Origin of the sequence: Pontibacillus halophilus JSM 076056 = DSM 19796, from assembly GCF_000425205.1 — a bacterium.
Taxonomy (GTDB): Bacteria; Bacillota; Bacilli; order Bacillales; family BH030062; genus Pontibacillus_A; species Pontibacillus_A halophilus.
Genome location: NZ_AULI01000008.1, coordinates 177,846 through 191,717, shown reverse-complemented (window position 1 = coordinate 191,717; position 13,872 = coordinate 177,846). Strand labels below are relative to the sequence as shown.

At 43.5% G+C, this 13,872-nt stretch carries 13 protein-coding genes; 9 read left to right on the top strand and 4 right to left on the bottom strand.

All coding sequences use genetic code 11. The features are described 5' to 3' along the window. The first annotated feature begins 70 nt into the window (after positions 1-70). Positions 71-1,288: an aldehyde dehydrogenase family protein gene (locus H513_RS0109515; protein ID WP_026800543.1), complete on the top strand. Its 1,218-nt coding sequence runs from the start codon at positions 71-73 to the stop codon at positions 1,286-1,288. A 408-nt stretch (positions 1,289-1,696) separates the two neighbouring features. Next, a complete protein-coding gene (locus tag H513_RS19950; RefSeq protein WP_036769634.1) occupies positions 1,697-2,983 on the top strand; it encodes a lipase family alpha/beta hydrolase in 1,287 nt (428 codons plus the stop codon). Here H513_RS19950 and H513_RS19945 read toward each other — a convergent pair. The 4 genes from H513_RS19945 to H513_RS21585 form a co-directional block, all read right to left on the bottom strand. Beyond that, entirely contained in the window at positions 2,970-3,668 is a 699-nt protein-coding gene (locus tag H513_RS19945; protein WP_051239840.1) for a bacteriorhodopsin, read from the bottom strand. The genes H513_RS19950 and H513_RS19945 overlap by 14 nt on opposite strands. Before the next feature lie 114 nt (positions 3,669-3,782). Next, the gene (abc-f, locus tag H513_RS0109500) at positions 3,783-5,360 is read right to left on the bottom strand and encodes a ribosomal protection-like ABC-F family protein (RefSeq protein ID WP_026800542.1); all 1,578 of its coding nucleotides are present in this window, start codon (positions 5,358-5,360) and stop codon (positions 3,783-3,785) included. Positions 5,361-5,838: 478 nt separating this feature from the next. Beyond that, positions 5,839-6,024, bottom strand: coding sequence for a YjzC family protein (locus H513_RS0109495; protein ID WP_026800541.1), 186 nt, complete (start codon positions 6,022-6,024; stop codon positions 5,839-5,841). Positions 6,025-6,229: 205 nt separating this feature from the next. Then, positions 6,230-6,403 (bottom strand): hypothetical protein, encoded by a 174-nt coding sequence (locus H513_RS21585; protein ID WP_154655219.1) that lies wholly within the window; start codon positions 6,401-6,403, stop codon positions 6,230-6,232. A gap of 185 nt (positions 6,404-6,588) precedes the next feature. Here H513_RS21585 and H513_RS19940 point away from each other — a divergent pair, with 185 nt between their 5' ends. From H513_RS19940 to H513_RS0109455, 7 genes are all read left to right on the top strand, one after another. Then, positions 6,589-6,945: a PadR family transcriptional regulator gene (locus H513_RS19940; RefSeq protein WP_051239838.1), complete on the top strand. Its 357-nt coding sequence runs from the start codon at positions 6,589-6,591 to the stop codon at positions 6,943-6,945. 113 nt (positions 6,946-7,058) lie between these two features. After that, positions 7,059-8,531: an NAD(P)H-binding protein gene (locus H513_RS0109480; protein ID WP_026800540.1), complete on the top strand. Its 1,473-nt coding sequence runs from the start codon at positions 7,059-7,061 to the stop codon at positions 8,529-8,531. 410 nt (positions 8,532-8,941) lie between these two features. Continuing rightward, on the top strand, positions 8,942-9,328 hold the full coding sequence (locus H513_RS20870; protein WP_051239836.1) for a hypothetical protein: 387 nt from the start codon (positions 8,942-8,944) through the stop codon (positions 9,326-9,328). 15 nt (positions 9,329-9,343) lie between these two features. Next, a complete protein-coding gene (locus H513_RS0109470) occupies positions 9,344-9,784 on the top strand; it encodes a flavodoxin (RefSeq protein WP_026800539.1) in 441 nt (146 codons plus the stop codon). Positions 9,785-10,186: 402 nt separating this feature from the next. Beyond that, positions 10,187-11,896 (top strand): peptide ABC transporter substrate-binding protein, encoded by a 1,710-nt coding sequence (locus tag H513_RS0109465; protein ID WP_026800538.1) that lies wholly within the window; start codon positions 10,187-10,189, stop codon positions 11,894-11,896. A gap of 105 nt (positions 11,897-12,001) precedes the next feature. Next, entirely contained in the window at positions 12,002-12,931 is a 930-nt protein-coding gene (locus tag H513_RS0109460) for an ABC transporter permease (protein ID WP_026800537.1), read from the top strand. After that, the gene (locus H513_RS0109455; protein WP_026800536.1) at positions 12,928-13,866 is read left to right on the top strand and encodes an ABC transporter permease; all 939 of its coding nucleotides are present in this window, start codon (positions 12,928-12,930) and stop codon (positions 13,864-13,866) included. Before H513_RS0109460 ends, H513_RS0109455 begins: the two co-directional genes overlap by 4 nt. Positions 13,867-13,872: the final 6 nt, after the last annotated feature.

The following is a 13,872-nucleotide window of genomic DNA, read 5'->3' as shown; positions in this document are numbered from 1 at the left end:
TTATTGTACCTACAAGAGAGGAATAGTTTCGTTAGAAGTAGTCTTTGATCAGGTATAAGGGAGGATTTCGATGAGTGTCACGAAAGAAATGATGAGTGTAACCGAACAAGCAACGAAAGCAAAAAAATTATCGAAGCGTCTTAGCGTTCTATCAACGAGTGAGAAAGACCGCCTATTAAATGATATTGCGGATCTCCTCGATTCAGAAAGCGAGACAATCCTGCGTGGAAATGATCGAGATATTGGAGAAGCACGTTACTCGTTCATCGATCATCTTCCAATTGACCAGATGACGCTACGGAAAGAAGCGATTTCTGTGATGGCAGACCGCTTCCGTCGAGTTGCCAAGATGGATGATCCGACATGGAAGAGAGGGAAAGAGTGGGACCTAGAACGTCACCACGTAGAACAGCTCCAGGTTCCAGTTGGGGTGATTGCCCTCATCGGAGAGCAACGTCCGCGCGTCACAGTTGATGCTATCGCATTAAGCATTAAGACAGGAAATGCCCTGTTAATTGGTGGGCTTCAATCTATCCGTTATACAAATGGAGCAATTGTAGAACTTGTCCAGAAAGCACTCCAGAAAAACGGACTTCCTAGCGAAGCAGTTCAGTTGTTGGATGAAGGAAATCGTTCCACTACTCAACAGCTTCTTGCATCGGAAGACGTGATTGATTTAGTCATTCCAGGTGAAGGTTCAGTGGTGGAAGGTGTTCATGGAAGTACGTTCCCAGTCCTGAATACCCCGAAGGCGCATCGCCATGTGTATATCGATGGAGATGCAGACTCTGAGAAGGCCCTTCATCTTCTGTTTGAATCCGTTGCGAATCGTACAGTGGATGAAACAGCTATAGATACGCTTGTCCTTCATAAACGCTGGTTAACGGAAAACAAAGAGGCACTGCATAAATCAGTCGTTGAGAACGGCATTAACATCCAAGCGGACTATGCAGCTTCTCAAATTATGCCGAACCTTGTAGGACGTCACGATTCCAATCAGCCAACTCTACGCATCGTTGTGGTTCAGAGCGTGAACGAGGCAATGGCTTATATGGAAGTTCATGGAGCGAAGCATACAGAAGGAATTGTCACAGAAAATAAAGCAACAGCAGAGAAGTTCAAGAAGCTAATGGATGCTACAGCTATTTATGTGAATGCTTCTCCGCTTCCAGGAAACGAGTTAACGAAAGATGTCACGCTAGGTCTTCACACAGAGAAGAGCCCTCAACGTGGTCCAATCTCTGTCACTTCCTTAACGACCTTGAAATATATTGTGACCGCTAAATAATTCAGATTGAAGAACCGCTTAGACCAGTATGGTCTGAGCGGTTCTTATTTATGTGGAGATCTATATATAGACTGAGTCTCAATGGGACATCCTTTCTAATCGGTGATGACTTAAACTTAAAACGCTCCTCTAGAAGTCTTTGTTGACGTAACAGCGAAGTGGGAGTAGAATCATCTCAACTCATGGAAGAATCGATTTATAATGCAGGGTTTTCAATTTGGTGTTATGGCTTAGTCGACACGTTTCTCGTGAACGGTATAACGTTTCTTATATTCTTCTTACTGGTTAAAACAGGTCTTTAGGACCTGTTTTTCCATATTCGCATAGGGGAACGTTGGGTCGTGGAGTCCTCAAACTCTCTTTTCAACATAAACTATACATAGACGAATGAGCGGGAGGAGTGGCAGTATGGGTGTCCGATTTGTAGACGGAAGGATTATTATTGATCCTGTTGAAGGGGATTTCTCTATTATGAGTCATAGTGGAGAATTCGTGATTGACGGAAGTAAAATTAAAGTAGAAGAGGTCCCGCATAAACAAGGGATGCTGAACAAGGCAAAGCATTGTGAACAATGTGCGTTGTATCGGGTTGAAGTGACGGGGGCTGTACCAGATACATGGATTGATTTATATGGAAAGGAGGATGAATTCTTCTTTGCCATACAGGAGGACTTTATGAATCTAGTCGAGCTAGAACAGGACTCGATGAAACTGTTCGCTGAAATGGAGCCGAAAATGGAGCTGCTCGCCCATCGCCAAGAAGGGAAGGAGCAAAAGACAGAAGTTCGCAGGAAGCATATGGAGGAGATGTTTCGATTTAAAGAACGAGAAAAAGAGGTGCTTCGAACGAAGCAACCTCAAAAGAAAGAACCTTCCCAGTCCTTCTATATCTCGAAGCATCGTGTGAAGAAGAGAAGTCAGCACGATGATGTTGGGTTATTCCTTCTAAAGGAGCAAGATGGGGAGCTTGTGAAGCTTCCTATAGAAGAAATGCCACCTTCCCCGAATAGAGTCGCTGTGCTTGTGCATGGGTTAGCTGGGACGTTAACGACTGAGGACCATTTACAATTGTTTCAGCTGTTAAAGAACGAGTTCACAGTCCTTGGATATGAGTATTACACGATTGATGACCCCATTGCGATCAGTGCGAAGCGCTTTGCAGACCAGTTGAAGCGTGCTACGTCTAGTTATGACGGAGAAGTAATGGTGTATGCACATAGCATGGGTGGCCTTGTGAGTCGGTCTGCCAGAGCTCAATATGGAGCACCTATCCATCAGCTAATGATGGCAGGAACTCCGAACGACGGGTCAATTTGGGCAGGTATCCCGATGTTAACGCGAACGCTCCTTATGGCCGCTGAGTTTCTCCATATCCTCGATATCAAGGAGAAGGATTTAAAGGATTTAACCAAGCGTGGGGCGCTCAAAGGGATTAAGGATTTAGCCAATGAGAGTGGCTTTACGAATGAGCTGAATGAAGTTGACCCATTCACTGCTCACAAGCCCTATTTCGCATTTGTCGGGAACTACTTGAACCTGTCCCATGATCTCATTGTTCATAACAACAACATGGCGTCAATCAATGGGATACGCATGCCGCACGTTCAAAGTGGGTGGAACCATTTTAATTATTTAGAGCGGGAAGAGGCTGCCCATTTCCTTAAGCAGGCTATGAACTACTTTACACAGTCGTAGCCGCTTCCCTTAATTTACGTAATCCGTGAAGATCAAGGATACTGAATCCAACCTTTGAGAAGATAGGCAAGACAACAAATCCGATGACATCCACCATTTCCTGGGCCAACCCAATACCAGAAGGGCCAAGCAGCCAGATTGTTGGATAAAGGACCCAGAATGAGGTTAAATAAGCTGCTGTCCGTTTGTAGTGTTTCGATAGTTCATGGCCACCTGCATCAGCAATCGAGCGTAGTGGATACCACACAACGTATAAAATAATGAGTAAAGCGATGACGCCTAAGCCATACCAGATGAGATGAGTGCTCTCTTTAGAGAAATCGGCGATGAGTCCAGTCAGGATCATAAACACATCAGCTGTAATCAATGTAAATAAGATTGTCTTATTCTTCTTCTTCTCATAGAACATGGCAGTAAAGGCTAACGCAAGTAGTAACAGTGGCGTCGTCACGACCCAGTCAATGTAGCGAGCAAAATAGACGGTTTTATCAGGTTGTTCGAGTAGACCTTGTCCAAGAGCAATGGACAAATAAGCCGCCCCAGACCAGGTTGGGATAATGATGGCAATCATGTACTCAAACCCTGGAACACCTTTTCTCCTACGGCTTAAATATAGAAAGTAGAGTGCACCAGAAAGCATAACAAGCACATAGAACAGATGGAGGATACTTGAAGAATTATTCATAGGTTCACCTTTCTCAAATAGATTGTTATGTCTAGTCTGCCCGCTGCTCCTAAATCTCATAACCTTTAGCTAGTAGAATACAAAAGCCCTGTCGAAGATGACAGGGCTTCCTGATTATTTGGATTTAAGTTGTCTAATCTTGGCTAAGACCATTTGATACTCTTGTTCCAGTTGGTCCGAATCATCACCAGGAGCAGGTACACTAATTCGACTGATAAGTTCAGAAAGCTTTGTTTCTAGCGTGAGTAGGTCATAGGTTGCTTCATCCTGCATAGGTGGGTTGGTTACGTGCTCCTTCCACTCACTCAAAGAACCTTGGAACATGTGAACGGTATTATCTTGAAAGGTCCATAGTGAATCAGCAACACGATCAACGAATCGACGGTCGTGGGACACAAATAAGACAGTGCCATTGTATGCAATAAGCAGTTTCTCTAATGCTTCAATGGCTTCAATGTCTAGATGGTTGGTCGGTTCATCAAGGACGAGAATGTTGTAGTCTCCCGTTACTAGCTTTGCAAGGGCAACTTTAACTCGCTCTCCTCCAGACAGAACGTCAATCGATTTATGAACGTCTGCCCGGTAAAAGTGGAGGCGTCCAAGAATCGTCCGTATCATTGATGAAGAGAGTGGGCTGTCTTTCTCGATAAATGATAAGATTGTATCTTCTTTTGGTAGGCTGTGTAGCGTTTGCGAGAAGTAGCCAACACGAGCTTGTGACGTCCAAATGATCGGGTGATGTTCCTTCAAGAGTTGCTTGATGAGCGTTGTCTTCCCGCATCCATTTGGTCCGACTATCGCTGTTTTCTTCCCATTCAATAGCTCCAGTTGTTCAATGTAATAAAGGGAAGTATTCGGCTTTGGAGCGGTTAACGATTTAGCCGTCATCACGTACGTACCGTGAATTGGACGTAAGTGTTGGTGTTCCATTGTGAGCGGTGCTTCTTCATAGGGTTTGTCGACCTGTTCAAGACGGTCTAGTCGCTCTTGGATGACCTTCGTAACGCGTTCGACCTTCTGCTGTTTGCCTTTAGCTTTTCCTTTGTGCAATTGCCATTCGGAGTTGCCCATTCGTGAAGGGGGCTTTCGCATGCCTTTCGCCTGTTGCTCTTTCTGCCTGGCTCGCTCAAGTAGTCGTTTCTTTTCTTTCGTGTAAGCTTCATAAGATTGTTGCTGTTGGTCTTGCTCCACTTTCTTCATCGCTACATAATCTTCATGATTTCCTTTGTAGATGGAGAGCTTTCCATCCTTTAGTTCCCAAATCGTCGTGCATAATCGGTCAAGTAGCTGTCTGTCGTGAGAAACGATCACAAATGGTTGTCTGGTGTGAAGCAATCGCTTCTCGAACGCTTCAACGTGCTGCCAGTCCAGATTATTCGTCGGCTCATCGAGGAGCAGGAGTTCAGCTTGTTCTTGGAAGACCCGGTCGAGCTCTTGAAGGGTGAACTCACCTCCGCTCACATTGCCAGTGGAAGAGTGTAGTTGTTTGAAATAGGCTCTTGTTCCATACCAGCGTACATCTTGTACTCCCTCCAGTTCTCCCATCAAATAATGAAGTAACATGGATTTACCTTCTCCATTTTCGCCGATTAGTCCAATTCGGTCGCTACGATGAATGGCTAATTCATCAATATGAAGGAGCGTACGGTCTCCGATTGAGTAATGAATGTTCTTCGCATGCATCAATCGCATAAAAAAATCCTCCCTGTACGCACCAGAGAGGAAATAAGTAATGGGTACACGAGTCCCTATGATTGGGTAATCGGTGCGCATAAAGTCTATAAAAAGACATACTTATCCTATCTGGAACGAGTTAATTTCCATTTAAGTGGTTCTCGGTATTCAACTCGTTAAGGTTGATAGGATTAGTACTTCATTGCGCTACGTTTCACACCTTTCTAAGAAATAGTTAGCACAAGTATATCCTAACTATTCTGACAAATGCAAGGGGTTTTCCTATCGGTGAAACAGAATGTGGTAGTAGATTGTGTAGAATAGAGGTTTTTAGAGGTTTGTCGTTCTCATGTTAAATTAAGTCATGGAGAATTTCGTAGTAAGGAAGTTTGACTGGGGTCCGGTCACCAGTCCTATTGGCGGGGGGATATTCCTTCTAAAGTTCGCTATATCAACATAACAAAGGACCTCCCTTTCTGGGAGGTCCATCTTACAATTACTTCTTCTTCCAATATGCGCCTTCATTACTTGAGCTTAGCGGTGGGAATGTGTCACCACTGTCTAGTTGAATTTGTGATTCTTCGCTAGTAGGGTTCGCATTCTTACGCTTGTCCGTTAAACCGTCAAACTCATACGTACCTTTTTGTGGAGCTTTTTCACCAGTTTTGAAACGTTCAGCCATTTGAAATCCTCTCCCTTTCTAAAGTGTGTTACAGTTATTTACATAACCGTTCAATGTACAAGTAAAACATAATTTTCGGAATTTTTTGGGATTTATTGTTGGAAATTAGCTTCTTGTGTAGAAGTGGGAAATGGCCTGAACTGGCTTTATCAGCATAATATTGGCGTCTCAGCGATATAAGAAAGGGATAAAAGCGCGTTGGCTTTTATCCCTTCTTGAATGGGTCGTTGTCTAGCTTCTTCTGTTCTAGTTCCACTTTGGCACGTTCCAGTTCTAATTCTTTTAGTTTAAGTGATGTCTCTAATTTCTTTTCATACGCACTATAAGCAATCCCGAACCCAACGACAAGGGTTAGGAAGAGAAAGAGATAAAGGTACAACAAGAAGACCTCCTTTGGCAATTCAGGGTCATGAGAATTCAATCCTCTTCAAGTATACGAAACCGAAAACAATTTTTATATCGTTTTTGTAAATTTACAGAATAGAGTTGCATCGTAGTTCGCTGTCTCTGTAGTATATCGGTATACGATATATCGTTTGACGTCATAGTTAGGGGTGAAGAGAGATGAAGAAAGCTTCGGCAAAGACATTGGTGCCATTAACGCATACAACATATTATATCTTGTTGTCGCTGACAGAACCAATGCATGGTTATGGAATCATGAATAAGGTAGATGAGCTAAGTCAAGGTCAAGTAAAGCTCGGTCCAGGCACTTTATATGGCGCTCTTGCGAAGTTAGAGAAGCAAGGTGTCATCAAGAAATTAGAACAAGCTACAGATGAGCGTCGAAAACACTATGAACTGACTTCATTGGGAGCAGAGGTCGTTCAATTGGAATATAACAGGCTTGTTTCACTCGTTAAGCAAAGTGAAGGCATTCTATCGAACACTGGGCATGAGAGCAATCGGGGAGAACAATAAAGAAGCAGGTCTACACGGAACTGTCTGAATTAGAGGAGCCTATCAGTGGGTTACTTGTTCCAGGCTTCAGGGTAAACTGAATACGGATTGGGTTTACAAAGGAGCGGATAAAGATGACAGAGACGAAGCGTAGGCCTGTAGTAGCATTGACTGGTGCTAGCGGCTACATAGGAAACCACTTGCTAACGTATTTAACGAAATTTGCAGATGTAATCGCATTAACACGTAACGCTGATAATAAAGAGGATAGTGAGCATGTAACATGGAGATCTTGTGATTTATATTCCATGTCGGATGCAGATGAGGGGCTGAAGGGGGCGGACTTCGCTGTTTATTTAGTCCATTCTATGATGCCTTCTGCTAAGCTGACGCAAGGATCCTTTGAAGACATGGACGTAATATTGGCTGATAATTTCGCCCAAGCTGCTTATCGGCAAGGCGTGAAACAAACGATTTACCTGAGCGGAATTATCCCGAAGGCGAAGAAACTGTCTCGTCATCTAGAAAGTCGATTAGAAGTCGAGGAAGTTTTACGGGCGTATGGTACGCCTGTTACGGCAATTCGTGCAGGTCTTATTGTGGGACCTAAAGGTTCTTCTTTCCCTATACTAGCGAAGCTCGTTAAGAGGCTGCCGGTTATGGCGTTGCCTAAATGGACCCGAACGAAGACTCATCCCATCGCCTTAGCTGATGTTCTTCAAGCCTTGCAGAAGAGTATTGGCAACGAAAGGCTATCAGGACGCTCCATTGATGTTGGGGGCCCCGAAGTAATGACGTACAAGGATATGATGATTCAGACAGCAGAAGCGATGGGGAAGCAGCCAAAACTATTCAACCTGCCTTTCCTAACGGTCAAATTATCGAGACTCTGGGTCAGTCTTACGACGAATACGCCGAAGGAAACGGTATATCCGCTTATTGAAAGTCTTGTCCATCCAATGATTGCACATAAGGAGCTTATGGATGAAGAAGTAAGCTATGGGAAGACGACGTTTAAAGAAGCAGCCAAGCAGGCACTTGAAGAGGAACGAGAAGAACAGGAGAGGCAGGCGAAGAAGCCTAAAAAACCAAACGTTGCGCCATCGGAGATTCAACATGATGTTCGTTCTGTTCAGCGTATCCCTCTCCCAGAAGGGAAGTCCGCTAATTGGGCAGCCCAATACTATGTAAAATGGTTATCAGGTGTCATGAATCCACTCCTCACCGCAGAAGTGGACAAAGAGCTAAATTGCAAGATTGGCTTCCATTTTCTCTTAACGAACAATCCACTACTCGAGTTGAGTTACTCTCATGAACGAAGTCAAAAGGACCGAGCACTCTATTATATTACCGGAGGCATCTTCGATAATAAGGAGAAGAATGAGCGTGGCAGGCTTGAGTTCCGTAAGATACCAGATAAGAACGAATGCATTGTCGCCATCCATGATTATATGCCTTCTCTTCCTTGGTTTATTTATAAATACACGCAAGCGAAAGCCCATCTATGGGTAATGTACCAATTCAGGAAACACCTTGAAAGAAGGATCCATCAATCGAAGCCATTTGAACGAGATTGGCCAACTTACTCAGAAACGTCACCATGTTAAGAGAAAAGCCTCTGCCGCTAACCCAAGCAGAGGCTTCTTTCTATGCATATCTTATAAGAAGGAGAAAGATAATTCTAGAACAGTACAGACGAGAATGGGGAAAGCGTAGCGCATCGTAAGAAAGAGATAAAGCGGTAAGGTGTACGTAAAGCGTGTAAGAATGATAGGTTTGAGGGAAGAGAAGAAAGTCAATCAACAGTCATGAACCTGTGTGTGGCTTTCTTATACAAGAAAAGCCAACGTCTAAACACGGTTCACGAATCATAATCCCTTTGACTTGTAGCGGATTTTTCACGCATTTTGTAGGTGGTGTGAAGGTTGATATGAAGCTGTTGACAATGAGAATCGTTATCATTTATACTAGTGAAAACTTTGCTATGTGCAAAGATACTCAATGGGAGGCGCGGTTGATGTACAATCAATTTGTTGTTAAACAAACGTTTACGCACCATGTAGATTATGTGTATTCACTGTTGGAGTCCAATCTTGAAGAAACCTTTCAAGAAGGGGACCTGATCTCGCTATTGGGGGAAAGGAAATACGTGGAACCTCACGGCTGGTACTTTCTCATTGATGTGAATGGAGAGCGTCAGTTATATTTGTCCATACGAGACCTTGAATCCTTCTATGAGAAACAATGGTTTCGTTCGTACTTCGATTTAGAATTAGAAGAAAATTACTTAACTTATAAAATAAATGAAGCATTAGACCAGAAACAACCTGTCCAATTTGAAGTCTATGCCGCTCAACTGAAGAGGGTCAAAGAACATTTGAATCAAGAAACCCTCCCAGCCTAGAAAGGAAGATCGAGCTTGGCAAATGTATTAATTGCCTTCGTGAGCATGTCAGGAAATACAGAAGAAATTGCTGACATGCTACGTGATGAACTAAAGCAACTAGGACATACCGTTACGATGGAAGAAATGGATGACTTAATGCCAGCAGAAATGCTTCGCTATGACGCTGTGCTTCTTGGTTCTTATACATGGGGAGATGGAGACCTCCCTTATGAAATTGAAGATTTCTATGACGACCTTGAAGTTATGGAGTTCGACGGATTGAAAACCGCTGTATTCGGCTCTGGAGATCGGGAGTATCCCATCTTTTGTGGGGCTGTGGATACACTTCAGAAACGTTTGAAAGAGACTGGAGCGAATGTGGTTACAGAAGGCTTAAGACTAGAATTTGCACCAGAGAAGGAAGACGTCGAAACGTGTAAGGCGTTTGTCACTTCTTTCTCAAATGCGTTATAGGAACACCATTAAACCGCCTGCATGATGCAAGGCGGTTTATTTATGTAGGAGTGTTATTGTGTTAAAGGGTGTTAGAAGAAGTTGGACCTGCATAACAATAAGTCGTAGCTATGATTGGCGATTGGGATGGTCTTAGAGTCGAGTTCTATTTAGTTTAAAGAAAGAAACTAGATTTTACTTTATAAGGATTTGATTACTAGACTCATTTTTCTTTAAGAAATCCCTATAAATCAAGCCTTCTAGAAATCTAGTAGGGTGAACCGAATGCTATAAATCTCCTACTTTTTTCACCCTATCCTCTATTATTACCCGAAAAAAGATAGACATATTCTGAAAATTTGCATAATATTATAAGTGTACGAGTTGTAATTATTTTCTAAGGAACGAAGGGGAGGAACGTGGATGAGAAAGAAGTGGTTAGGTTTGTTTGGTTTAATGCTAGCGCTCATGCTTGCGCTTGCAGGTTGCTTCGGAGGTGAGGAAGCAACAAACGAAGAAGCAGCAAATGAAGAAGAGACAACGGAGGAATCGGGTGAAGGAGCAACTGAAGAAGAAGCTTCTGAAGGCGAGAAGATTTTAAGATTGAACAATAGCTCAGAACCAGGAGCTTTGCATCCAGGATTAGCAGAAGGTACACATGATTCTTGGGTACTAAACCATATCTTTGAAGGGTTAACGAAGAAAGACCCTGAAGGAGAAGTTCAACCTGGTATGGCAGAGAAGTGGGAAACATCTGAGGATGGGCTTACTTGGACGTTCTACTTAAAAGACGATGTAAAGTGGTCAAATGGTGACCCTGTTACAGCGAACGACTTCCAATATGCATGGTTACATGCACTCGATCCGAACGTTGGTTCAACTTATGCGTATCAGCTTTATTACTTAGCGGGTGGTACAGAGTACAACTCGGCTGATGTAGAGAACATTAGTGACGAAGAATTACAAGCTTTACGCGATGGTGTTGGGGTGAAGGCTGTTGATGAGAAGACGTTGGAAGTTACGTTAGCGACAGCAACACCTTACTTCTTAGACTTAACCTCTTTCTATACTTACTTCCCAGTACATCAAGCAACTCAAGAAGCGAATGACGAGTGGTACACAGAAGCTGAAGGCTACGTATCAAATGGTGCGTTTAAGCTGACAGAGTGGAACCACAAACAAGACATTACGATTATGAAGAATGAGAATTACTATGATGAAGGCAGCATCAATCTAGACGGTATTCACTTCACAATGATTGAAGAGGAATCTACAACATGGCAGATGTATCGGAACGGGGAGTTAGATTATTTGTATCCGATTCCACAGGATGTCATTGGTGAGCTAAATGCGAGCGATGACCCTGAGTTCAACATTGCTTCTGACTTAGCGATTTACTACTACAACTTCAATACGGAGAAGGAACCGTTTAATAATGCGAAGGTTCGTAAGGCTCTTTCTATGGCGATTAACCGTGAAGACCTAGTGGAATTCGTTGCACAAGGTGGTCAAACGCCTGCGTATGCAGTAGTACCTTCTGGAATTAATGATGTAGATGGTGACTTCCGTGAGAACGCGGGGGAACTCTTCTCCCAAGACCTTGAGGAAGCAAAGGCGTTACTCCAGGAAGGATTGGCTGAAGAAGGCTTAGACTCCATGCCTGAATTCGTTATCCTTTATAACACATCTGAAGGTCACCAGGCGATTGCAACAGCTATTCAGGAAATGTGGCGTAAGAACCTTGATGTTACTACGAAACTTGAGAACGTAGAATTCCAAGTTAAGCTTGACCGTGAGAAAGCTGGAGATTTCGAGATTTCTCGTGCTGGTTGGATTGGTGACTATGTAGATCCAATGACGTTCCTAGATCTATGGGTGACAGATGGACCTTACAATGATGCCAACTGGTCGAACAGTGAGTATGACGCGTTAATTGAAACAGCGAAGACGACAATGGACACAGCAGAGCGTATGGACGCGATGCATCAAGCAGAACAAATTATTATGAATGAAATGCCAGTCATGCCAATCTACTTCTACACAAGACCTTATGTGGCGAAAGATTACGTTACTGGTATTTACGACCCGATCAATAAATACTCTCAATTCCACTACGCAGACCTACAGAAATAATACTGAACACCGTGGTATGCCTGTCATAGAGGCATACCACATCTTTACATAAAGATGTGTTCCACATTTTGGCTATTCTGAACTGAAATAGAGGTGACAATCGTGCTGCTAAAGTACACCATTAAGCGGTTTCTGTGGGCAATTCTGACGTTGTGGGCAGTTGTTACGATTACATTTACTCTGATGCATAGTATTCCAGGGGATCCATTTGCTCGAGAAGGTACGATGCCGGAAGCGGTCTACAACAACCTTCAACGCTACTACAATTTGGACGAGCCGTTGATTGTTCAATATGGCATCTATTTAAAACAAATTGCGATGCTCGATTTCGGTCCATCATTGAAATCAAAGACCATTTCGGTGAACGACTATATTGTGAACGGCTTTCCTGTTTCGTTGCACCTTGGGTTGCAAGCTCTTCTTATAGCCGTGACGTTCGGGTTAATTCTTGGGGTGATTGCTTCTTTAAATCGGAACAAGTGGCCGGACTATATCTCTATGGTGTTAGCTATTATTGGTATTTCCGTACCAAGCTTTATCTTGGCTACGTTCCTCATTAACTACGTTGGAGTTGAGTGGGGATTGTTGCCAGTTGCAACGTGGAAATCTTGGTCTCATACCGTGCTGCCATCCATCTCGCTTGCCATGATGCCTATGGCCTATATTGCAAGGCTCATGCGTTCAAGTATGCTTGAAGTTATGGGGCAGGATTATGTGAATACCGCTAAAGCGAAAGGCATTTCAAGAAGCATGGTTATTCTACGCCATGCAATTAAGAATGCCATTCTACCTGTTGTTACGGTGCTTGGTTTCATTGCGGCTAATCTCGTCACAGGGAGCTTTATTATTGAGAAGATTTTCGGCATACCTGGTATGGGTGAAATGTTCGTAGAGGGTATCTTTAACCGAGATTATCCTGTCATTTTAGGTTCGACCGTTTTCTATGCTGCCATCCTTATTTTCCTTGTGTTCGTTGTAGATGTGGCATACAAATTCATTGACCCAAGAATTAAGATTACAGGGGAGGGCCAATGATGAATAAACAAGAAAAACTCCAGCTGACGGAAGAAATGTTCAGAAAGGTGGACGATAACTTCCAGCAAGCGGAGAAAATTAATCGACCGAGTGTTTCCTATTGGAAGGACGTTCGGAGAAGGCTGTTTGAGAATAAATTAGCAATGATTGGCTTAGTCATCATGATTGTCATAACATTCTTTGCGATTTTCGGACCATTGTTAACGCCTTACTCCTATTATGAGCAAAGCTTTACAGAGAAGAACCTCGACCCGAGCGGTGAGCATTGGTTTGGGACGGACCAACTTGGGAGAGATATCTTCACCCGAGTTTGGTACGGTGCTCGTATATCCTTGACGATTGGGATAATGGCAGCCCTTATTGATTTCCTTATTGGGGTTATTTACGGTGGACTGTCGGCCATCTCGAGTCACCGGACAGACAACATTATGATGCGAATTGCCGAGATCTTATATGCGATTCCATATCTGCTTATGGTTATTCTACTTATGGTGTTCTTAGAGCCTGGCTTATGGACGATTATCCTTGCTATGACAATTACAGGTTGGATTCCGATGGCACGGCTTGTCCGTGGACAAGTTTTACAGTTGAAGGAACAAGAATACGTGCAAGCTTCTACGGCACTCGGAGCGAAAACGGGCTGGGTACTAAAGAAGCATTTGTTACCAAATACGATGGGACCAATCCTTGTTAACGTAACCTTAACCGTTCCGACAGCCATCTTCGCAGAAGCAACGTTAAGCTTCTTGGGGTTAGGTGTGCAAGCACCTCAAGCGAGCTGGGGAACCATGGCGAATGATGCCCTTGATTCCATTCTTGTAGGCAACTTCTATCAGTTGTTCTTCCCAGCCATTTTAATCTCTCTAACCATGTTTGCGTTTAACATATTCGGTGATGGATTACGGGACGCCCTCGATCCGCGCCTGCGAAAGTAGAAAGGG

Excerpts from the sequence above, each read along its gene's own strand:
- H513_RS0109465 (WP_026800538.1), top strand. The coding sequence starts at position 10,187 with ATGAGAAAGAAGTGGTTAGGTTTGTTTGGTTTAATGCTAGCGCTCATG.
- H513_RS19950 (WP_036769634.1), top strand. The coding sequence starts at position 1,697 with ATGGGTGTCCGATTTGTAGACGGAAGGATTATTATTGATCCTGTTGAA.
- H513_RS20870 (WP_051239836.1), top strand. The coding sequence starts at position 8,942 with ATGTACAATCAATTTGTTGTTAAACAAACGTTTACGCACCATGTAGAT.
- H513_RS0109515 (WP_026800543.1), top strand. The coding sequence starts at position 71 with ATGAGTGTCACGAAAGAAATGATGAGTGTAACCGAACAAGCAACGAAA.
- H513_RS0109455 (WP_026800536.1), top strand. The coding sequence starts at position 12,928 with ATGATGAATAAACAAGAAAAACTCCAGCTGACGGAAGAAATGTTCAGA.
- abc-f (WP_026800542.1), bottom strand. The coding sequence starts at position 5,360 with ATGCGATTGATGCATGCGAAGAACATTCATTACTCAATCGGAGACCGT.
- H513_RS0109480 (WP_026800540.1), top strand. The coding sequence starts at position 7,059 with ATGACAGAGACGAAGCGTAGGCCTGTAGTAGCATTGACTGGTGCTAGC.
- H513_RS19940 (WP_051239838.1), top strand. The coding sequence starts at position 6,589 with ATGAAGAAAGCTTCGGCAAAGACATTGGTGCCATTAACGCATACAACA.
- H513_RS0109495 (WP_026800541.1), bottom strand. The coding sequence starts at position 6,024 with ATGGCTGAACGTTTCAAAACTGGTGAAAAAGCTCCACAAAAAGGTACG.
- H513_RS19945 (WP_051239840.1), bottom strand. The coding sequence starts at position 3,668 with ATGAATAATTCTTCAAGTATCCTCCATCTGTTCTATGTGCTTGTTATG.